The organism is Streptomyces achromogenes, assembly GCF_030816715.1.
In the GTDB taxonomy this organism is placed as follows: Bacteria; Actinomycetota; Actinomycetes; order Streptomycetales; family Streptomycetaceae; genus Streptomyces; species Streptomyces achromogenes_A.
The window spans coordinates 5,332,220-5,351,900 of sequence record NZ_JAUSYH010000001.1; the positions used below are offsets into that span (position 1 = coordinate 5,332,220).

Here is a 19,681-nt window from a genome sequence, read left to right on the forward strand (position 1 = left end):
GGATCGGCAGGATCCGGAAAACACCAGGCGCCCCGGACCTTGTCGGCCCGGGGCGCCTGGGAAGTCGCTCGTCAGTTGCTCAAGCAGCACGACCATGGCAGCCGGTGGGCCGGTCGCCATAGGTAAACAGGAAGGTCGGGTGCGTGAGCATGCGGCCAGTATGCAGCGTCGTCGGACGCGTTCCAACCCGGTTCGCATCCTGAGACGCGGCGGTCGTGACGGCGATGGGCCCCGCCAGATCCTGCCGGTTCCACCGTCGGTCCATCGCCGGTCGGCTGCCGGTTCCACCGTCGGTCCGCTGCCGGATCCGCCGCCGGGACCGCTCCCCGCGCCGCCTCGGTAGAATCGGAGGACACAGAGACCCCGCCCCACCGCCGGAAGGCCCCCGTGTCATCAGCGACTCCTACTGCCGCCGCCCCCGACACCGTCCTGGTCGTCGACTTCGGTGCGCAGTACGCCCAGCTCATCGCCCGTCGAGTCCGCGAGGCGCGGGTCTACAGCGAGATCGTGCCGAGCAGCATGCCGGTCGAGGAGATGCTCGCCAAGAACCCGGCGGCGATCGTCCTCTCCGGCGGCCCCTCGTCCGTGTATGAGGAGGGCGCCCCGACCGTCGACCGCGCGCTCTTCGAGGCCGGCGTCCCCGTCTTCGGCATGTGCTACGGCTTCCAGTTGATGGCGCAGACCCTCGGCGGCACCGTCGACAACTCCGGCGCCCGTGAGTACGGCCGCACCGACCTGCACGTCTCCCGCGCCTCCTCCACCCTCTTCGAGGGCACCCCGACCGAGCAGGCCGTGTGGATGTCGCACGGCGACGCCTGCTCCGCCGCGCCCGAGGGCTTCGTCGTCAGCGCCTCCACGGACGTCGTCCCGGTCGCCGCCTTCGAGAACGACGAGAAGAAGCTCTACGGCGTCCAGTACCACCCCGAGGTCATGCACTCCACGCACGGCCAGCAGGTGCTGGAGCACTTCCTCTACCGGGGTGCGGGCCTGAGCCCGGACTGGACCACCGGCAACGTCATCGACGAGCAGGTCGAGGCCATCCGCGAGCAGGTCGGCGACCGGCGCGCCATCTGCGGGCTCTCCGGCGGCGTGGACTCCGCGGTCGCCGCGGCGCTCGTGCAGAAGGCCATCGGCTCCCAGCTGACCTGCGTCTACGTCGACCACGGTCTGATGCGCAAGGGCGAGACCGAGCAGGTCGAGAAGGACTTCGTGGCCGCGACCGGCGTCCAGCTGAAGGTGGTCGACGCGGAGGAGCGCTTCCTCACAGCGCTCAAGGGCGTCTCGGACCCCGAGGAGAAGCGGAAGATCATCGGGCGCGAGTTCATCCGCGTCTTCGAGCAGGCCCAGGCCGAGATCATCGCGGACGAGGGCCCGGCCGTGGAGTTCCTCGTCCAGGGCACGCTCTACCCGGACGTCGTCGAGTCCGGCGGCGGCACCGGCACCGCGAACATCAAGTCCCACCACAACGTGGGCGGTCTGCCGGAGGACCTCGAGTTCCAGCTGATCGAGCCGCTGCGCAAGCTGTTCAAGGACGAGGTCCGCATGGTCGGCCAGGAGCTCGGCCTGCCGGAGGAGATCGTCCAGCGCCAGCCGTTCCCCGGCCCCGGCCTCGGCATCCGCATCGTCGGCGAGGTCACCAAGGAGCGTCTGGACCTGCTGCGCGACGCCGACGCCATCGCCCGCGAGGAGCTGACGGCCGCCGGTCTCGACCGGGACATCTGGCAGTGCCCGGTGGTCCTCCTCGCGGACGTCCGCAGCGTCGGCGTCCAGGGCGACGGCCGCACCTACGGCCACCCGATCGTCCTGCGCCCGGTCTCCTCCGAGGACGCCATGACGGCCGACTGGTCGCGGCTGCCGTACGACGTCCTGGCGAAGATCTCCACCCGGATCACCAACGAGGTGAGCGACGTCAACCGCGTCGTCGTCGACATCACCTCGAAGCCGCCGGGCACCATCGAATGGGAGTGACCTCCTCCATGGGGTTCAGGTCCGCTTGAGCGTGCGCACCGGCTCTCCGGGCTTCCAGACCTGGGCGACCAGATACGTGTCGTCCTCGATGTAGGTCCGCACGACCTCCGTCAGCTCGGTGCGGAAGAGGTGGAACGGCTCCGGCGGTTCCACCTCTCTCACGTACGCCCCCTTGATCTCCGGGTCGTCCACCTCGACCGCCCGGCCGGCGATCCGGACGTCGCCGCCGCCCAGCCCCGTCCCCTCGCCCGGGTTGGCCTGGAGGCTGAAGCGGGGGTCGCGGTGCAGGTCCCGCGCCTTGAGCGAGCCCGGCATCATGCCGAGCCACAGCTCACCGCCGGTGAAACGGACCTCGAGGCCGCTGGTGCGGGGCGAGCCGTCCTTGCGGAGCGTCGCGAGGACATGGTGCGTGAAGGCCGCGAAGCGTTCCTCGGCGACCTTCGCCAGCTCCGGTTCGGCCGCGGCGAAGGCCGCCCAGCTCGCTGTCATGGGGTTCTCGGTGGGGATCTCGGTCATACGGCGAGTGTGACCCCTATATCCGACATCCTGTGTCGGTGTTCCGCGCGGGTCCGGGTCGGTGTTCCGTGTGGGACCGGGCGGGTGTTTCGCGCGGGGCGGGTGACGGTCGGAGATGCTCAAGGCGTGCACCGAAGGTGACGGAAATCGTCATCTTTGTATAACGGCTCTGCCCTTTTGCGCTGACCGACGGTAACTTCCGCGTCGTAAAGCAACCCAGTGCTGGAGGACCGATGCACGGGCCCACGCCGCCTGCCCCCCTGCCCACCGACCGGTTGCGGTTCGCGATGCCGCCCATGCACGACTCGGTGGAGGACGAGCGCCTGCACCGCAAGGAACGGCTGGCGGGCGCGGTGCGCCTGTTCGGACGGCTCGGCTTCGAGGACGGCGTCTCCGGGCACATCACCGCCCGCGACCCCGAGTTCGACGACTGCTTCTGGGTCAACCCCTTCGGCATGCCCTTCCAGCACGTCACGGTCAGTGACCTGGTGCTGACCAACCAGGACGGGCAGGTCGTCGAGGGCCGCTACCACGTCAACCAGGCCGCCTTCACCGTGCACGCCCAGGTGCACGCGGCACGGCCCGACGTCGTGGCCGTCGCCCACTGCCATTCCGTGCACGGACGCGCCCTCGCCGCGCTCGGTGAACTGCTCGACCCCATCACCCAGGAGAGCTGCGCGTTCTACGAGGACCACGCCCTCTACGACGCCTACTCCGGGGTCGCCGTCGACGCGGAGGAGGGCCGGCGCATCGCGGCCGCGCTCGGCTCCCGCAAGGCGCTGGTGCTGCGCAACCACGGACTGTTGACGGTCGGCGACTCCGTCGACGCCGCCGCCTGGTGGTTCCTGTCGATGGAACGCTCCAGCCAGGTCCAGCTGACCGCGAAGGCGGCGGGCCGGCCCGTCCTGATCGACCACCGGGCGGCGGTGGCGACCCGGGAACAGCTCGGCGGCGACCTGGTGGCGTGGATCAACTACCAGCCGCTGTGGCAGGAGATCAGCCGCAGCCAGCCCGACCTGCTGAGCTGACGGGGAGCCCGGCCCGGCGCTCAGAAGCCCCGCAGCACCACGGCCTTCGTCCGCGCGAACTCCTCGTCGGTCAGCACACCGTCCCGGTGCAGCTGGCCCAGCTCGCGCAGCCGGCGCAGCAGCACGTCGTGATGGTCGGCCGGCGGCGGGACGGACGCCATGAGCCGCCGCCCGCGGTCCGCTCCCCGCTGACCGTGCGCGCGTCCGGGCCCGTCGCCGGGCCCGTCGCCGGGCTTCGGGTGCGCGCGTGCGGAGGGATGCGGCAGCCGCGCGGTGACCGCCGTCGCGACCAGCGCCGTCAACAGGTCGCGGCTCACGTTGCCCCACAGGTCGAGGGCGTACGGGTCCTTCTCGGCCGGCAGCTTCGTGTGCGCCGTCTCGCGGGTCACGAAGCGCAGGAAGCCGTCCTCGAAACCGGAGTTGGGCAGCCACTCGACCCGCACCACGTCACCGACGTCGAGCACCCGGGGCCCGGTCGCCCGCTTCACGCGGTCCGAGGTCTCCGCCCAGTCGACGCGCACCTGGACGCCGTCGAAGGAGACGACGCCGTCGGAGGACCGCACGGAGACCGGGACCGGCGGGCCCGGCAGGAGGTAGGCCGCGGTCGGCGCGCCCGGGATCTGGTCCAGCAGCAGCGCGTGCCGGACCTCCTCGGCGAGGTACTCGGCCACCCCGCAACGATCCACGTCCACGGTGAGCCGGTAGGGATCGGCCGCGTCGGGCAGCCGACCGCCGGTCGCCTGCAGCAGCGGATCCGCTCCCTCGCGCAGCCGCAGCCGCATCCGCAGCCGCCCGCGCCTGCGTTCGGGCTCGTAGACGATCCCGGCGACCGCCTCCAGAGGCACGGCGATCTCCCCGTACGTCTGCCGGAACAGCGGCACGGAGCGGTGCAGCCCCGGCGTGATCCGGACCGTCGCGCCGTCGAAGGCCCAGGTCCCGTCACGCTGGATGATCTCGGCCATACGGAAATTCTCGCAGCCGGGTCAACACTGCCCTTCGCGCTTCACCCCCGCTGACCAGACCTGGCGGACACAGAGGGTGTGCCGTAGGGCACAATTCGACGGCATCACAGGGGAGTTGTTCACAGGGTGGCGGCCCGGCCCGCAGAGGGTCCCTCGGGGACCGCCATCCGATCGGGTCGCGGGGAAGGCGGGCGTCGGACGTGGCGGTGCAGGAGGCGAGACAGGGTGCGAGCCCCGGACCGGGTGCGGGCGTGCACGACGGCGGCTGCGCCTGCGGGGACTGCCCGCACGGGGCGCGCGAGGGACACCGGCGCGCGGTCGCCGCGTTCCTGCTGAAACGCGACGGGTTCGCGGCCGGGCAGGGCCTGCCGGCCGCCGTCGCCCACTCCGTCTCGGCCTCCCGCCAGTGGGTCTCCGAGGAACTGACGCAGTCCGCGGAGTTCGTCGCCGAACGCGGGCGGGCCGAGGGCGAGGCCTGGCTGGGCCGTCTGTGGCTGCGCACCGCGGTCACCGTGTGGGCGGCGGTCGTCGCGCTGCTGCTGGTCCAGTCGCTGACCGCCGTCGGCGCGGGCTGGACCGGCGCCCGCACCGCCGGACTCCTCGCCGCGCTCGTCGTCGCCGGCGCGCTCACCGCGGCCTCCTGGTTCCACCGGGCGCGCGGCGGTGCGCTCGCCCCCGTGATCGGCGAGGACAACCGCCTCTCCACCTCCCGCGCGGTCGCCGCCGCCTGGGTGCTGCTCGTGGCCTACGCCGTGCTGGTGCTGGCCGGCCGGCTCGCCGCCGCCTCCAGCCCCGCCGAACGCGACGCGCTGATCGCCGGACTCGACCTCGCCCGCGGCGCCGGCACGGTGACCGTCCTCGCCGTGGTCTGCGGGATCGCCGTGCTGGTGCGTCGCGTGGTCGGCCTGCGGGTCCTCGCCCAGCGGCTGCAGAAGGTCCGGGCCCACCGCCCGCGCGCCGCCGACCTGCTCACCGACGACTTCGGCCGCGGCGCGTTCGCCGACATCCAGTACGCGGTCATCGGCGGCGTCGCCCTCGTCTTCGCCGGTGTACGCCTGGCCCGCCGCCCCGACCAGTTGCCCGACCTGCCCTGGGGACTCGCGGTCGTGGTGCTGATCTCGGCGGCGACCTACCTCGCCGGCAAGTACGCCGAGGGCGGCCGCCCCGTCATCCTCTCCGTCGTCCGTTCCCGCGAGGCCGGCGACCTCGACGCGCCGATCCGCACCGGCGACGACATCGAGATCCGCGGCGCCGGCTTCGTGCCGCCCGGGGCCCACACCGCCGACCGGCTCTCCCGCATGGTCGTCCGCATCGGACCCGTCCATGTGCACGTCCCGCTGGTGCCGGTCACGGGCGGGTTCAGCAACCCGACCGACGCCGTCCTCACCGTCCCCGTCCCGGCGGACGTCGAACCGGGACGGGCCGAGGTCCAGGTCGTCACGGCGGCGGGAGTCGAGACGAACCGGTACACGATCGACGTCACCGAGTGAACGGCCCCGCCGGAGTGAACCGCCGGACCTCCGTATCCGTGCACGTAGTTGAGCGCACCCCCCATTTCGTACGTAGGGTCTGTTGAGGGGTCCACCACTGCGGGCGAGAGGCGGCTACGGGCGATGACTCACAGCATGCGGACGGACGCTCACCCCCCTTATTCCGACGGCGGAGGCCGTGGCTGGCGGGACACCGCCACCCGGTACGCCCTCCTTCCGCTGCGCGTCTTCCTGGGTGTCACCTTCATCTACGCCGGTCTCGACAAGCTGACGGACAGCGCCTTCCTGAAGGACAGCGGCGCCGGCTCGATCGGAGAGACCATGCGCGCCGTCCGTGACTCCTCCGCCATCCCGGCTCTGGTCGACATGGCCCTGAAGAGCCCGGTGGGCTTCGGCTACGCGATGGCCTTCGGCGAACTGGCCGTCGGCATCGGCGCCCTGCTGGGTATCCTCACCCGGCTCGCCGCGCTCGGCGGCGCGTTGATCTCGCTCAGCCTGTGGCTGACGGTGAGCTGGGCCGCCGAGCCCTACTACTACGGCAACGACCTCCCGTACATGTTTTGCTGGGTGCCGCTCGTGCTGGCCGGCGCCCCGGTCCTCTCTCTCGACGCCGCCTGGCATTCCAGGCGGCGTCGGCGCACGGGCGGCCTGGGCTAGCCCGCGCCGTCTGTCCGGGCCCGCCCGCCGTGCGGTCTGTCCGCAGCGGCCCGTCCGCCACGCCGTCTGTCCGGGCCCGTCCGCCGTGCTGCCCGCCGCGCCCCGTGTCGGCGCACTGGCCGGCCTGGGTCGGTCCGAGGCCGGCCTGGGGAGGCAGGGGTGCGGACGGAGAGCGTGCACGGCGTCCGGGCGTCCGGGCAGGGGGCCCGGCGGTCAGAGCGCCGTCGTGTTCTGGCCCGGGGCGGCCGGTCCGGGCGCGGTCGGGCCGGTCCGGTGTGAGGAGCTGCGTCGTCTTCGGATGCTCCGGGCCGCCGCACCCGTCGCGCCCGCCAGACAGAGGCCGCCCGTGACGAGCGGGATCAGCACGAACCACGGCGTCTGCCACAGACCGCCCGCGTCCCCCGCGAAGAGGACGCCCGCGAGAACGAAGGCGGCGCCCGCCACCAGCCTGCCGGGCCTGAAGTCATGACGCAGCACGGGCCACCTCCGCCTGTCCCACTCCGACCCTGAGGTCGAGATCGATGGTCCCCTTCGCCGCCGTGCCCGAGACCGGCGGCAGGGTGACCTCCGTGTGCTTGCCCGGCTCCACGTCCACGTCCTTCTCGTCGTCACCGGGCAGCTGGATGTCTCCCAGCCCCACGTCGATCCGCACCTTCACCGTCACGTCCGGCGGGACGATCACCCGCAGCCGGCCCGCTCCCACGTCGGCCTCGGTGCTCACCGTCTCCCCCTTGGCCGGTGCCAGCCCGGAGAGGTCGAGAGTGCCCTTTCCGGTGCCCAGGTCGTAGGCCGCCCGTACGTCCGCCGCCGTCAGGGGGCGCCATGTGGTGTCCGTCCAGTGCGTGCCGATGTCCTTCGGCAGGGCGGCCGCGCCGGCCAGGAGTCCCGCCGTGACGATGGCGAGGAAGACCGACCCGGCCCCCGTCCGGCCCAGGAACGAGCTGACCGCGATCCCGCAGCCGAGCACGATCAGCGCTGCCGCGAGACCCGCCTGAAGGCTGGTGCCGAGCGGGTGGTGGTCCCAGGTGAGCCGGGTGACGAGGCCGCCCGCGAGCAGGGCGAGCAGGAAGAGCCAGCCGCCGATCCAACGCGGCCCACGCGGCTCGGCGTGGGGTGTGCGTGGGGTGCGTATCGCCTCCGGGCCGGGTCCGTGGCCGACGAGGTCGACGCTGATCGCCGACGTGATGTCCCGGCCGCGGGCGTCCCACGGCCCCCACAGATAGCCCGTGCCGCCGTCGTGTGTGCCGTCCTTGACGATGGGGTCACGCCACCACGAGGGGTAGGCGGTGGGAGCCGGCGGCGCCTTGGCCTCCGGCGGGGCGTCGGCCACGGCCTGGGCGGCCAGCGGGTCGGGGTCGAAGGAGTCCCGGTGGCGCGACCAGTACCCGGCGCCCGCGAGCAGCACGGAGACGACGACGGCGAAGGCCAGCACGCTGCCGTTCTTCAGCATCGACAGCAGCACTCCGCAGCCGACCAGCGCGAACAGCACGGCCGCGAGGGCCTGGCCGTCCACCCGGCCGGTCAGGAGCTTGCGCACCTCGTTCTGCCCGTCGTCGGCGTAGGGGACGAAGAGCCAGGCGAATCCGTAGAAGATGAGGCCGACGCCGCCGGTCGCGGAGAGCACGGCGAGCGTGATGCGGAAGATCACCGGGTCCATGTCGCACTGCCGCCCGAGGCCCGCGCACACGCCGGCGAGGACCTTGTGCTCGCGGTCCCGCCGGAACCGGGGAGGCAGGGCTCCCGCAGTCCCGCCGGCCCCGGCCGCCCGGCCGCCGCCGCCCGCTTCGGCCCGGGACGCCGCCGCGGTGTCCGTCGCGGCCTTGACGGCCGCCTCCGCCGCCGTCATCGCGTCCGCCTCGGCGGTCGGGTCCGGCGCGGACCCGTTCTGCTCGGTGTGGGCGTCTCCCGCCTTCTCCCGCTGTCCGTGCGGGTCCCCCCGCCTCTCCTGCGTGTTCTCCTGCTTTCCGTGCGCGCGAGGGCTCTCACCTGCGGCGCCCGGGGTGCCGGGGGACGAGGCGGCCGCGTCGGACGCGGCGCCCCCGTCGGGCACGGCGTCCGCGGCGTGCTGGTGATCTGTCATGACTCCATGGTGGCGGTCGGGCGGCCCCCGCGGCAGTCGGAACGACCCTGGTCGGACCCTGATATCGGCCCTGACCCGGGGCGGGGGAGGCGTTCGACGTGCGGCGGCGTCGAAGATCAGGGGCGTCTCGGGGGCGAACCCTGATGCTCTGCCACGCGGCCCGTGTGACCATCGTTGGCATGCCGGAAGCCGCAGCAGCGCCACTCGTCGAACCGCGGCCGCCGCGCAAGCTCTACCGCAGCAGCGACGGACGCTGGCTCGGTGGCGTGGCGCGGGGGCTCGCCGGGCATCTCGGGCTGCCCGTCGTGTGGGTGCGGCTGGTCTTCGCCGGGCTGTTCATGGCCGATGGTCTCGGCGCCCTGCTCTACGCCGCCTTCTGGTTCTTCGTCCCGCTCGGGATCGGCGGCGTCGGCGACCAGAAGCCGCCGTCCCTCGTCACCACCGAGACCGCGCCCGACGGCCGCCGCAGACTCGTCGCCCGCAAGCCGGACAAGGGGCAGATCGTCGCCCTGCTCCTCATGGTCGTCGTCGCCACGGTCTTCGTGGGCAACGTGAACCTGGGCAGCGGCGCCAAGGCGTATCTGCTGCCCGCCGTCCTCGTCGGCGCCGGCGTCGCCCTCGTCTGGCGCCAGGCGGACAACGCACGCCGGGCCCGCTGGGTCGAGGTCGGCCGAAGACGCCGCACGATCACGCTGCTGCGCACCGGCGCCGGCGTCCTGCTGGTCACGGCCGGCGTCTCCGGCACGTTCGTGTTGCAGGGCTCCACGGCCCACCTCGGCTCCGTCCTGCAGGCGGCGCTCGCCGTCATCGTCGGCATCACCCTGCTCGCCGGCCCCTACCTGGTCCGCATGACCCAGGATCTGTCCGAGGAGCGGCTCATGCGCATCCGCGCCCAGGAGCGCGCGGAGGTCGCCGCCCACGTCCACGACTCGGTGCTGCACACCCTGACGTTGATCCAGCGCAACGCGGAGAACGCCGGTGAGGTGCGCCGCCTCGCCCGCGCGCAGGAGCGCGACCTGCGCACCTGGCTCTACAAGCCCGAGGGCACCGGCAAGGAGGAGGCCGACGAGCCGACCACCGTCGCCGACGCGGTCCGGCGCAACGCGGCCGAGGTCGAGGACAAGCACGGCGTCCCCATCGAGGTCGTGGTCGTCGGCGACTGCCCGCTCGACGACGGCGTCGGCGCACAGATGCAGGCCGCGCGCGAGGCGATGGTGAACGCGGCCAAGTACGGTGGCGAGGGCGGCGCCGTGCAGGTCTACGCCGAAGTCGAGGGCAGGACGGTCTTCGTGTCCGTACGCGACCGTGGACCGGGCTTCGACCTCGACTCGATACCCGCCGACCGCATGGGCGTCAGAGAATCGATCATCGGCCGCATGGAGCGCCACGGGGGCACGGCGCGCCTGCGGGCCGTCCCCGACGGGGGCACGGAGGTCGAACTGGAGATGGAGAGGGCGGAGAAGACGTCATGAGCGACCCGACCGACACGAACGGCACGACGGGAGCGGGGGCGGCCGAGCCGGCCCAGGCCCCCGGCGACAGCGCGGGCGGGCGCCATGTGCGCGTGGTCCTCGTCGACGACCACCGCATGTTCCGTACGGGCGTGCAGGCCGAGATCGGCCAGACGGAGCAGACCGGCGTCGAGGTCGTCGGCGAGGCGGCGGACGTCGACCAGGCGGTCACCGTCATCACGGCGACCCGGCCCGAGGTGGTCCTTCTCGACGTGCACCTGCCGGGTGGCGGCGGCGTCGAAGTGCTGCGCCGCTGCTCCCCTTTGATGAGCGACGCCGAGAGGCCCGTGCGCTTCCTCGCCCTGTCCGTGTCGGACGCGGCGGAGGACGTGATCGGGGTGATCCGCGGGGGCGCCCGCGGCTATGTCACCAAGACGATCACCGGGACCGACCTGGTGAACTCGATCTTCCGGGTGCAGGAGGGCGACGCCGTCTTCTCGCCGCGCCTCGCCGGGTTCGTCCTCGACGCCTTCGCCTCGACCGACGCCCCGCCGGTCGACGAGGACCTGGACCGGCTCACCCAGCGCGAGCGTGAGGTCCTGCGGCTCATCGCCCGCGGCTACGCCTACAAGGAGATCGCCAAGCAGCTCTTCATCTCCGTCAAGACGGTCGAGTCGCATGTCTCGGCGGTGCTGCGCAAGCTCCAGCTGTCCAACCGGCACGAGCTGACCCGCTGGGCCACGGCACGGCGACTGGTCTGACGAGGCGAGGCGTCGGCGCACGGTCCTCGGCCGTGTCCTGCCCAGTGCCGTGCCATCCGTGCCGTGCCATCCCGTGCCATCCCGTGTCGTGCCATCCCGTGCGGGCGTCGCGAGCCGGTGAACCTTTCCGGTCACGGCGCTAGACCACCCGTGCGGCGCCCGCGAACGGCATCTCGTCGATCGGGGCCACGCGCACCGGGGCCGACGGGTTCGGGGCGTGGATCATCTGGCCGTCGCCGATGTAGAGGCCGACGTGGGAGATGCCCGAGTAGAAGAACACCAGGTCGCCCGGGAGGAGTTCGGAGCGCGACACGCGCTGCCCGGCGCCGATCTGGGCGTAGGTGGTGCGGGGCAGGGAGACCCCCGCGGAGCGGTAGGCGGCCAGCACGAGTCCCGAGCAGTCGAAGGCGTTCGGCCCGGTGGCCCCCCACACATAGGGGCTGCCGAGCTTGGAGTAGGCGTAGGAGACGGCAGCCGCGGCACGGGAGTTGGGGGCGTCGGCACTGCCGGAACCGGGCTTCCCGAGGTCCGTGCGCGCACCGGACGCACCGCGTGAGGCGCGGGCGCCCGTGCCGCCGCCCGCACTTTCGCCGATCCGGGCCTGCTCCGCAGCCGTCAGCCTCGACAGCAGGCGGCGCGCCGCGTCCAGCTTGCCGGTGATCGTCTCCTTCTGCTTCTGCAGCTCGGCCCGACGCGTCCGGAGCGCGGTCAGTTCGACACGCGCCGCGCCGCGCAGCTGCTCGATGTCGCGCAGCTGTCCGTGTACCCGGGCGACGGCGGCGGACTGGCGGGCGCCGGCCCGTTCGGCGAAGGCGGCGCCGTCGAGATAGCGGTCGGGGTCGTCGGAGAGCGCCAACTGCACGGCGGGGTCGAGGCCGCCGTCGCGGTACTGCGCCGCGGCCATCGAACCCAGCGCGTCGCGCGTGGAGTTGAGCTTCTCCTCCTTGCGCGCCGCCTCGTCCCGCAGGTTCTTCAGCCGCTGCTCGGCGGCCGTCGCCCGCTCCTTCACGCCGTTGTACTTCTCGGTGGCTTCCTCCGCCTCCTGGTACAGCTTGGCCACCTTCGCCTTGACCTCGGCCGGAGTCAGCTCCGGCTCGGCCTGCCCGGTCCCGTCGAAGGCGGTCGCCGTCGCGACGCCCGCGAGGGCGAGCGTGAAGGCCGTACGGGCCGTCCGGCCGCCGAGCGAGCGCTGTCGGGGCTTGCGGTGCGCTGCCACGTGGGACTGCACGTCCTTTCGTCGACCGCCCGGCCCGGCCGGCCGCCGCCGGGAGTGACCCGTGGCTTCCGGCCGGCTCGTGTCAGGCGGTTCCCGGGCCGTCGGGGGAGCGGACGGACGGCCCGGGCCGCGGCTGACGCGTCCGGCGACGTTCCGCACGGGGAGCGGGCACGCCGCCGGACTTCCTCGGCGGTGGTGGCCGACTGCCGCCCCTGGCCCGGGCGGCGGTGGGGAGCCGGTCACCTGGGGAAGGACGCTAGGCCGGTGATGACGTTTGGGTAACGCGATGTGCGGAAGTGACACGAGCGGACTGCCGAGTGACCGTGTGTGTCCCACTGCCCCGGCCGGATCCGGCGGGTTCGCGCGGCGCGCTGACCGAAGGCGCGAATCCGGGATCGGCGGCGGCGGCGGGGTGCTATGGCGCATATATGCAAGGTCGAGCGGCGGTGCGGGGGAGACCTGTGGGCGAGCGGCGAGCGGCGAGCGGCGGGCCGTGGGTGGCGGGCCGTGGGCGGCGAGAGCCGTGGGTGGGGGCGAGAGCCGTGGACCGGCGGCGAAGACCGGGGGTGAGTGGCGGGAGGGGGTGAGGGGGAGCACCGGGGGCGGTGTCGGGCAGCGTGGGCCGGGCTCACTAGCATCCGGCTTCATGGACGTACTCATCCACCTCTTCGTCGGCCTGCACATCATCGGCATCGCCTCGCTGCTCGGCGGCTTCCTCACGCAGATGAAGGCGATGGGCCGGGGCACGGCCCGCTTCGTCCCCGCCATGCTCCACGGCGCGGCGACGATGCTGGTCACGGGAGTGATCCTGGTCGGCCTCAACCAGGCGGACGACCAGAGCGTCAACAACGTCAAGATCGGTGTGAAGCTGGCGCTGCTGATCGTGATTCTCGGCCTCGTCTACGTGAAGCGCGACGACGAGAAGGTGGAGAAGCCCCTGTTCGCCCTGGTGGGCCTGCTCACCGTGGCGAACGTCTTCATCGCGGTGCTCTGGACCTGACGCCGGCCCGGACCGAGCCCACCGCTGCCGCCGCGACGACCAGCCACGCCGCCACGGCGACCCACAGCAGCACCTCGCCCGGCCCGTCCAGTGCCGGGAGGTCGACGGCGACGGCGACGGACAGGGTCGCCGCCGCCGTCATGCCCATGGGGAACACGGTCGCCCACCGGCGTTCGTCGTAGCGTGGCCGCGGCCACCGCACCTCGGCGACCAGCAGGACCGTGTACCAGGCGTAGTCGAGCACCAGTAGCGCGACGGTCAGCCCGCGCAGGACGCCGGTGTCGTCGGCGTTCCACAGGTACAGGCCGCCGTCGCCGGCCATGAGGAGTTTCGCGCCCGCGAGCGCGGAGACGGCGAGCGCCCCGCCCGCCACCCACTGGTCCCCCGCGCCCTCCGCCGGCTGCCGGAGGTCGAAGAGGCCCAGGGCGACGCCGTACAGCACCAGACCGAGCCAGAACAGCACGAGCGCGGTGTGCGCGAGCCAGGCCGCCGCCTCCGCCTTCGCCAGCACCGCGCCGAGCACGGCCAGGCTCTGGGTCGCGACGCAGCACAGGAACACCGCACCGGGCATGCGGCGCTTCCACCGCCCCACGACCGTCACGATCAGCACCGGCCACAGCGCCGCGGCAAGCGCCAGCAGCGCCTCGGCCACGGTCTGCCGGCCCCGCGCGGAGATCTGCGTGCCGAGCACGGCCGTCGCCGCGACGGCGGTCGGGGCCCCCGGCGTGCCCGCCTCGGCGCGCCACCGCTCGCGCTCCCGCACCAGCCGGACGACGAAGTCCGCGGCGAGCGCGACCCAGGCGAGGCCCGCCATCGTCAGCCAGACGAGGGACAGCGCCTCGTGCCCGGCCAGATGCAGCCCGACCGACACGATGCCGGTCGCCATGACGGCCGTCCCGGACGCCGGCCGGCGGCGCGCCCACCAGTCGCGGAGCCGGGAGCGCGGGGAGGGCGAGGCGGGCGGGGGCGAGCTGGGAGGGGGGAAGCCGGGCATGCGGCCGATGCTAGAGAGCGCGGTGGGGCGGCACCGGGCGGCGCGCCCCACACGACAACTCCTGGCACCCTGGCCGACCGCCGACCGCCGACCGCCGACCGCCGACCGCCGACCGCCGACCGCCGACCGCCGACGCCGACCTATCGGCTGCCATACGACCGCCGACCTATCGGCGCCGACCGATCGGCTGCCTACCGACCGCGGCCCGGCGGACGGTCCTGCGTCACTTCAGGTGCCGGTCCAGGAACCGGCATCCGTCCTCCAGCTCGAACGACGGGGTGCCGGTGTGCCCGCCCAGATTGGCGTGCAGCGTCTTCTCCTTGCTGCCGAAGGCGTCGAACAGGTCCAGGGCCCGTTGCCGGGGATTGCCCTCGTCGTCCCACTGCAACAGGAACAGCAGCGGAACGGTGACCTGCCGGGCCTCCTCGCGCTGGGCGCGGGGCACGTACCCTCCGGCGAAGAAGCCGGCCGCCGCGATGCGCGGCTCGACCACCGCCAGCCGGATGCCGAGGGCGGTCCACCCTCCCGAGTACCCGACCGGTCCGCCGATCCCGGGCAGCTCGAGGAGGGCGTCCAACGTGGTCCGCCATTCCGGGACGGCCCCTTCGACCAGCGGGCCGACGAGGGACTCGAAGATCTCGTCGAGCGGCTCCCCCGCCCGCATCGCCCGCCGGAGATCGGCGCGGGCCTGCTCGGCGGCGGCGGAAGGGGGACGGTCACCGCATCCGGCGGCGTCGATGGTGGCCACCGCGTAGCCGCGCGCCGCGATGTACCGGGCCCGGGCCACCAGGCGGGGATCCGCCTTGGGCAGGCCGTTGTTGTGGGCCATCAGGATCAGCGGGACCGGTGCGGCGGACTCGGGCGTCCACAGGGTGCCGGGGATCTCGCCGAGGGTGAATTCGCGCTCGAGGACACCGTCGTCGAGGCGCTGCGCGGAAGTGAATCGCATGGTCGTGCCTTTCGGGAATGCGCTGGAACGGCGCTCCCGGACGACCTATCGCCCGACCGTGACCCCGGAGGGGAGCACCCATGTCGATACAGCGTTCACGGGTACCACCTCCTCGTTCTCTCGCACGGCCTCCGGGAAACTAGCAGCGGTGGGCGTGGTCCGCCAACGGGTTTTCCGCGCAGGTTCCCCGGCCGGTGCCGAGCGGCGGCGCCGCACTCCCCGGTCCGGCCGCCGCCCTCAGGCCGGGCGCACCACGCGGTGGACGCCGGACTCGGCGTCGTAGTGGATCGACTCCTCGCGCACGTAGGCGCCTGGCTTGGGCGAGTGGATCATCATGCCGTTGCCGATGCAGATGCCGACGTGGCTGAGGTCGCCGTAGAAGAAGACCAGGTCGCCGGGCCGGGCGTCGGCGGGGGAGACCGTGACGCCGGCGTTGGCCTGGTCGTGGGCGCTGCGGGGCAGGGTGACCGCGGCGGCCTTCCAGGCGGCCTGGGTGAGGCCGGAGGAGTCGTAGGACCCGGGTCCGGTCGCGCCCCACACGCACGGCTTCCCGATCTGCGCTCGGGCGAAGGCGAGGGCCTTCTCGGCCTTGGTGGCGTACGAAGCGTCCGCGGTGGAGCCTGAGGAGTGCACCGTGCCGGTCGGCGACGCCGCGGGCGCAGCCGCCGCGGCCGAGGTCCCCGAGCCCGTCGACGCCATGGAGGGGGACACCGGGCCCGCCGCCGAAACGGCGGGCGGAGCCGCCGAGTCCGGAGAATCCATGCCCGCCCACGACGCGGCCGGGGACGGCGTGCCCGGCGATTCCGTGCCCGGCGACCCGCCGCCGCTCTCCTGCCAGGCGGTCTGCTGCGCGCTCTGCTGCGCGGCCTGCCGGGCCGCCGCCTGCCGGCGGGCGAGCTCCGCCGCCGCGCGCGCGGCCTCCTCCTGCTGCTGCCTCTCGATCGACGCGAGGCGCGCCTGCTCCTGGGCCGCCAGCAGGGACAGCAGCTCGCGCGCGTCGCCGAGCTTCTTCTGGACGGCGGCCTTGGCGGTCCGCAGGCCGTGCTGCGGATCGGTGGGCGTCGCTCGGCTCTCGGCGGTCTCCCGGGTCACCTGGCGGGTCTTCGTCGTGGCCGGCCGCTCGGCGACGTAGTCGTCGACGGCGCCCTGCCGGCGGCCGGCCGGCCGGTCCGTCGGCCGGTCCGTCAGCCCGTTACGGCCGACGTGGTCCTGCCGGGTGTCCGCGAGGGGGAAGGCCGCGGTGTCGGGCGCGGAGGCGCCGGTGCGGTACCGGGCCGCGGCCCGGCGACCCGGTTCCGTACGCGCCTCGTCGGGCTTCCGGGTGCGCTGGGGAGCGACCTCGTCGAGGAGGCCGTCCACGCGGGTGCGCTGCTTGGTCGTCTTCTCCTTGGCGGAGGTGTTCTTCTCGGTCGCCGACTCCGCCTGGCGGTAGAGGTCGTCGACCTTCTTCTCGACCTCCTCCAGGCTCGGCCTGCCGTCGGCCGACTCGGCGGCGTTCGCCGACTGGGAGAGCAGGGCCACGGACGTGAGGGCCGCGGTGGCGAGGGCGGGGGGACGTATGCCCGCCACACGCGAACCCGCGGAGCGTGGCCTGCGGTGCTGCGACGCCAAGGGAGGCGACTCCTTCCAGAAGCTCCGCCTGCCGGTCGGCGGTCGGGTCCCGACGGCCGGTCCGGGTACGGGGGAGGGTTCGGGCGTGCGAGCGGGGGGTCGCCCTACGGCCTTCTCCCCGACGGAGTCGGGCCGATTCACCAGGGTGTCGGTGGGTCCCCGGATCCACGTGGCGCGAGCGGGCGCCTCGGACTCGGCGGAGGCCGCCCGGTCCGGCGGGGTCGCCGGTGGGGGTCGTAACGGCCTGTCCGCACGGTAGCCAACGCGTGTGGCCCGTGTGAAGGTTGATGGGTGATATGCCCGATACATTTTCGTGACCTGAAGGTGTGATCCCGGGCTCCGGCCGGAACCGTCGCGGTTCGTGACCGCGGCGGTCCGGAGGGTGAGTGCGGGGCGAAGCGCGGGCGAAGTGGGGGCGAGTTTTCGGGACGGCGGCCGGTTGTCGGTGGCGCCCCCTAAACTCGGAGAGCGATGAGCAGCCTCTTTGACGACAGCTTCCTGGCGGACCTCAAGGGCCCCCGTGCCCACGAGGAGGAGCCCCCGCCGCCCGAGGACGACCACGGACCGGAGCCGGTCCCGGACGATCTGTTCGGGGGGAAGTTCGACGCGCCCCCGGACCGGGACGCGTACTACCGCGACGGCGCCCCCCGCCCGGCGCTCGACGCGGCGGCGCTCCTGGAAGGGCTGAACGACAACCAGCGCGCGGCCGTCGTGCACGCCGGCACACCGCTGCTCATCGTGGCCGGCGCCGGCTCGGGCAAGACGCGTGTGCTCACCCACCGCATCGCCCACCTCCTCGCCGAGCGTCATGTGCACCCGGGGCAGATCCTCGCGATCACCTTCACCAACAAGGCCGCGGGCGAGATGAAGGAGCGCGTCGAGCAGCTCGTCGGCCCGCGCGCGAACGCGATGTGGGTCATGACGTTCCACAGTGCGTGCGTGCGCATCCTGCGCCGGGAGAGCAAGAAGCTCGGCTTCACGTCGTCGTTCTCGATCTACGACGCCGCCGACTCCAAGCGCCTCATGGCCCTCGTCTGCCGTGATCTGGACCTCGATCCGAAGCGCTACCCCCCGAAGTCCTTCAGCGCCAAGATCAGCAACCTGAAGAACGAGCTGATCGACGAGGAGGACTTCGCCGCCCAGGCCGCCGACGGTTTTGAGAAGACCCTCGCGCAGGCCTACGCGATGTACCAGTCGCGGTTGCGCGAGGCGAACGCCCTCGACTTCGACGACCTGATCATGACGACGGTCAATCTGCTGCGGGCCTTCCCCGACGTCGCCGAGCACTACCGCCGCCGGTTCCGGCACGTCATGGTCGACGAGTACCAGGACACCAACCACGCCCAGTACGCCCTCGTGCGCGAGCTGGTCGGCACCTCAGAGCACCCCGTCGACGTACCCCCGGGCGACTGCGACGTACCGCCGGCCGAGCTCTGCGTCGTCGGTGACGCCGACCAGTCCATCTACGCCTTCCGGGGCGCGACCATCCGCAACATCCTCCAGTTCGAGGAGGACTACCCGAGCGCGAAGACGATCCTGCTCGAGCAGAACTACCGCTCGACGCAGACGATCCTGTCCGCCGCCAACGCGGTCATCGAGCGCAACGAGTCGCGCCGCCCCAAGAACCTGTGGACCAACGCGGGCGCGGGCGCGCGCATCACCGGGTACGTCGCCGACACCGAGCACGACGAGGCGCAGTTCGTCGCCGACGAGATAGACCGTCTGACGGACGCGGGCGACGCGAAGGCGGGCGATGTGGCGGTCTTCTACCGCACCAACGCCCAGTCCCGTGTCTTCGAGGAGATCTTCATCCGGGTCGGCCTGCCCTACAAGGTCGTCGGCGGGGTCCGTTTCTACGAGCGCAAGGAGGTCAGGGACGTCCTGGCCTATCTGCGCGTGCTGGCCAACCCGGAGGACTCGGTGCCGCTGCGCCGGATCCTCAACGTGCCCAAGCGCGGCATCGGCGACCGCGCCGAGGCGATGATCGACGCCCTCTCCCAGCGGGAGAAGATCAGCTTCCCGCAGGCCCTGAAGCGTGTCGACGAGGCCTACGGCATGGCCTCGCGGTCGACGAACGCCGTGAAGCGGTTCAACGCGCTCATGGAGGAGCTGCGCACGATCGTCGAGTCGGGCGCCGGTCCGGCGACCGTCCTGGAGGCGGTGCTCGAACGCACCGGCTACCTCGCCGAGTTGCAGGCCTCCACCGACCCGCAGGACGAGACCCGGATCGAGAACCTCCAGGAACTCGCCGCAGTGGCCCTGGAGTTCGAGCAGGAGACCGGTGAAGGGGAGGGCGAGGGCGCCGCACCGGCCGGGCTCTCCGACTTCCTGGAGCGGGTCGCGCTGGTCGCCGACTCCGACCAGATCCCCGACGAGGAGGAGGGCGGCTCGGGCGTCATCACCCTGATGACCCTCCACACCGCCAAGGGCCTCGAGTTCCCGGTCGTCTTCCTGACGGGCATGGAGGACGGCGTCTTCCCGCACATGCGCGCCCTCGGCCAGACCAAGGAGCTGGAGGAGGAGCGCCGGCTCGCGTACGTGGGCATCACGCGCGCGCGGGAGCGGCTGTACCTCACCCGGTCGTCGCTGCGCAGCGCCTGGGGGCAGCCGTCGTACAACCCGCCCTCCCGGTTCCTGGAGGAGATCCCGCCGACGCATGTGGACTGGAAGCGCACGGGGGCGTCCTCGCCCGTGTCGTCCGGCCCGGTGTCCGGGGTGGCGGCGTCGCTGGCCTCGTCCCGATCGCGTTCCTCGGCGGCGGGCGCGTCCGGATTCGCGACGCGCCGCACCGCGGGGGAGAAGCCCGTGGTCGCACTGGCCGTCGGCGACCGGGTCACGCACGACCAGTTCGGGCTCGGCACGGTCGTCGGGGTGAAGGGCGCCGGCGCCAACGCGGAGGCCACCGTCGACTTCGGCGACACCAAGCCGAAGCGGCTGCTGCTGCGGTACGCGCCGGTGGAGAAGCTGTAGGTCGCCTTCCGGGCGGCAACCGCCCGGC

The 19,681-nt window shown here is 72.9% G+C and carries 16 protein-coding genes; 8 read left to right on the top strand and 8 right to left on the bottom strand.

The annotated features are described in order from the left end of the window. Nucleotides 1-387 precede the first annotated feature (387 nt). Nucleotides 388-1,968 carry a glutamine-hydrolyzing GMP synthase gene (gene guaA / locus QF032_RS24110; protein WP_307045342.1) on the top strand — a complete coding sequence of 527 codons (1,581 nt, stop codon included), beginning with the start codon at nucleotides 388-390 and terminating at the stop codon, nucleotides 1,966-1,968. A 15-nt stretch (nucleotides 1,969-1,983) separates the two neighbouring features. Here guaA and QF032_RS24115 read toward each other — a convergent pair whose 3' ends face one another. Next, nucleotides 1,984-2,457, bottom strand: a complete 474-nt coding sequence (locus QF032_RS24115; RefSeq protein ID WP_306955970.1) for a pyridoxamine 5'-phosphate oxidase family protein — start codon at nucleotides 2,455-2,457, stop codon at nucleotides 1,984-1,986. A gap of 260 nt (nucleotides 2,458-2,717) precedes the next feature. On the opposite strand from QF032_RS24115, the gene QF032_RS24120 reads away from it, so the two are divergent. Beyond that, a complete protein-coding gene (locus tag QF032_RS24120; protein ID WP_306949715.1) occupies nucleotides 2,718-3,512 on the top strand; it encodes a class II aldolase/adducin family protein in 795 nt (264 codons plus the stop codon). A 20-nt stretch (nucleotides 3,513-3,532) separates the two neighbouring features. Here QF032_RS24120 and QF032_RS24125 read toward each other — a convergent pair whose 3' ends face one another. Continuing rightward, entirely contained in the window at nucleotides 3,533-4,474 is a 942-nt protein-coding gene (locus QF032_RS24125; protein ID WP_307057452.1) for a DUF4429 domain-containing protein, read from the bottom strand. 200 nt (nucleotides 4,475-4,674) lie between these two features. Between QF032_RS24125 and QF032_RS24130 the strand changes: the two genes are divergently transcribed. Beyond that, entirely contained in the window at nucleotides 4,675-5,964 is a 1,290-nt protein-coding gene (locus tag QF032_RS24130; protein ID WP_307057454.1) for a hypothetical protein, read from the top strand. Nucleotides 5,965-6,087: 123 nt separating this feature from the next. Beyond that, nucleotides 6,088-6,621 (top strand): DoxX family protein, encoded by a 534-nt coding sequence (locus QF032_RS24135; RefSeq protein ID WP_307057457.1) that lies wholly within the window; start codon nucleotides 6,088-6,090, stop codon nucleotides 6,619-6,621. A gap of 213 nt (nucleotides 6,622-6,834) precedes the next feature. Here QF032_RS24135 and QF032_RS24140 read toward each other — a convergent pair whose 3' ends face one another. Both QF032_RS24140 and QF032_RS24145 read right to left on the bottom strand, forming a co-directional pair. Next, nucleotides 6,835-7,098, bottom strand: coding sequence for a hypothetical protein (locus tag QF032_RS24140; RefSeq protein WP_307045346.1), 264 nt, complete (start codon nucleotides 7,096-7,098; stop codon nucleotides 6,835-6,837). Next, complete coding sequence (locus QF032_RS24145; RefSeq protein ID WP_307060354.1) at nucleotides 7,085-8,467, bottom strand: PspC domain-containing protein; 1,383 nt, start codon at nucleotides 8,465-8,467, stop codon at nucleotides 7,085-7,087. Before QF032_RS24145 ends, QF032_RS24140 begins: the two co-directional genes overlap by 14 nt. 413 nt (nucleotides 8,468-8,880) lie before the next feature. On the opposite strand from QF032_RS24145, the gene QF032_RS24150 reads away from it, so the two are divergent. Together QF032_RS24150 and QF032_RS24155 are read left to right on the top strand one after the other, a co-directional pair. Then, on the top strand, nucleotides 8,881-10,173 hold the full coding sequence (locus QF032_RS24150; protein WP_307045347.1) for an ATP-binding protein: 1,293 nt from the start codon (nucleotides 8,881-8,883) through the stop codon (nucleotides 10,171-10,173). Further along, a complete protein-coding gene (locus QF032_RS24155; RefSeq protein ID WP_306949709.1) occupies nucleotides 10,170-10,913 on the top strand; it encodes a LuxR C-terminal-related transcriptional regulator in 744 nt (247 codons plus the stop codon). Before QF032_RS24150 ends, QF032_RS24155 begins: the two co-directional genes overlap by 4 nt. 139 nt (nucleotides 10,914-11,052) lie before the next feature. Here QF032_RS24155 and QF032_RS24160 read toward each other — a convergent pair whose 3' ends face one another. Next, entirely contained in the window at nucleotides 11,053-12,129 is a 1,077-nt protein-coding gene (locus QF032_RS24160) for a C40 family peptidase (RefSeq protein ID WP_307045348.1), read from the bottom strand. 646 nt (nucleotides 12,130-12,775) lie between these two features. On the opposite strand from QF032_RS24160, the gene QF032_RS24165 reads away from it, so the two are divergent. Beyond that, the gene (locus tag QF032_RS24165; RefSeq protein WP_306949707.1) at nucleotides 12,776-13,129 is read left to right on the top strand and encodes a hypothetical protein; all 354 of its coding nucleotides are present in this window, start codon (nucleotides 12,776-12,778) and stop codon (nucleotides 13,127-13,129) included. On the opposite strand, the gene QF032_RS24170 is transcribed toward QF032_RS24165, so the two are convergent. The 3 genes from QF032_RS24170 to QF032_RS24180 form a co-directional block, all read right to left on the bottom strand. After that, complete coding sequence (locus QF032_RS24170; protein ID WP_307045349.1) at nucleotides 13,107-14,123, bottom strand: tellurite resistance/C4-dicarboxylate transporter family protein; 1,017 nt, start codon at nucleotides 14,121-14,123, stop codon at nucleotides 13,107-13,109. The two genes, QF032_RS24165 and QF032_RS24170, sit on opposite strands and share 23 nt — an antisense overlap. Before the next feature lie 223 nt (nucleotides 14,124-14,346). Then, nucleotides 14,347-15,072 (bottom strand): dienelactone hydrolase family protein, encoded by a 726-nt coding sequence (locus QF032_RS24175; RefSeq protein ID WP_307045350.1) that lies wholly within the window; start codon nucleotides 15,070-15,072, stop codon nucleotides 14,347-14,349. Nucleotides 15,073-15,309: 237 nt separating this feature from the next. Continuing rightward, the gene (locus QF032_RS24180) at nucleotides 15,310-16,683 is read right to left on the bottom strand and encodes a C40 family peptidase (RefSeq protein ID WP_307057460.1); all 1,374 of its coding nucleotides are present in this window, start codon (nucleotides 16,681-16,683) and stop codon (nucleotides 15,310-15,312) included. A gap of 471 nt (nucleotides 16,684-17,154) precedes the next feature. On the opposite strand from QF032_RS24180, the gene pcrA reads away from it, so the two are divergent. Further along, entirely contained in the window at nucleotides 17,155-19,653 is a 2,499-nt protein-coding gene (gene pcrA, locus QF032_RS24185) for a DNA helicase PcrA (RefSeq protein WP_307057461.1), read from the top strand. Nucleotides 19,654-19,681 lie beyond the last annotated feature (28 nt).

What these genes read in the sequence shown, in the direction of transcription:
- QF032_RS24115 (WP_306955970.1), bottom strand. Translation starts at nt 2,457, where the DNA reads ATGACAGCGAGCTGGGCGGCCTTCGCCGCGGCCGAACCGGAGCTGGCG.
- QF032_RS24120 (WP_306949715.1), top strand. Translation starts at nt 2,718, where the DNA reads ATGCACGGGCCCACGCCGCCTGCCCCCCTGCCCACCGACCGGTTGCGG.
- QF032_RS24125 (WP_307057452.1), bottom strand. Translation starts at nt 4,474, where the DNA reads ATGGCCGAGATCATCCAGCGTGACGGGACCTGGGCCTTCGACGGCGCG.
- QF032_RS24135 (WP_307057457.1), top strand. Translation starts at nt 6,088, where the DNA reads ATGACTCACAGCATGCGGACGGACGCTCACCCCCCTTATTCCGACGGC.
- QF032_RS24145 (WP_307060354.1), bottom strand. Translation starts at nt 8,467, where the DNA reads ATGACGGCGGCGGAGGCGGCCGTCAAGGCCGCGACGGACACCGCGGCG.
- QF032_RS24150 (WP_307045347.1), top strand. Translation starts at nt 8,881, where the DNA reads ATGCCGGAAGCCGCAGCAGCGCCACTCGTCGAACCGCGGCCGCCGCGC.
- QF032_RS24155 (WP_306949709.1), top strand. Translation starts at nt 10,170, where the DNA reads ATGAGCGACCCGACCGACACGAACGGCACGACGGGAGCGGGGGCGGCC.
- QF032_RS24165 (WP_306949707.1), top strand. Translation starts at nt 12,776, where the DNA reads ATGGACGTACTCATCCACCTCTTCGTCGGCCTGCACATCATCGGCATC.
- QF032_RS24170 (WP_307045349.1), bottom strand. Translation starts at nt 14,123, where the DNA reads ATGCCCGGCTTCCCCCCTCCCAGCTCGCCCCCGCCCGCCTCGCCCTCC.
- QF032_RS24175 (WP_307045350.1), bottom strand. Translation starts at nt 15,072, where the DNA reads ATGCGATTCACTTCCGCGCAGCGCCTCGACGACGGTGTCCTCGAGCGC.
- pcrA (WP_307057461.1), top strand. Translation starts at nt 17,155, where the DNA reads ATGAGCAGCCTCTTTGACGACAGCTTCCTGGCGGACCTCAAGGGCCCC.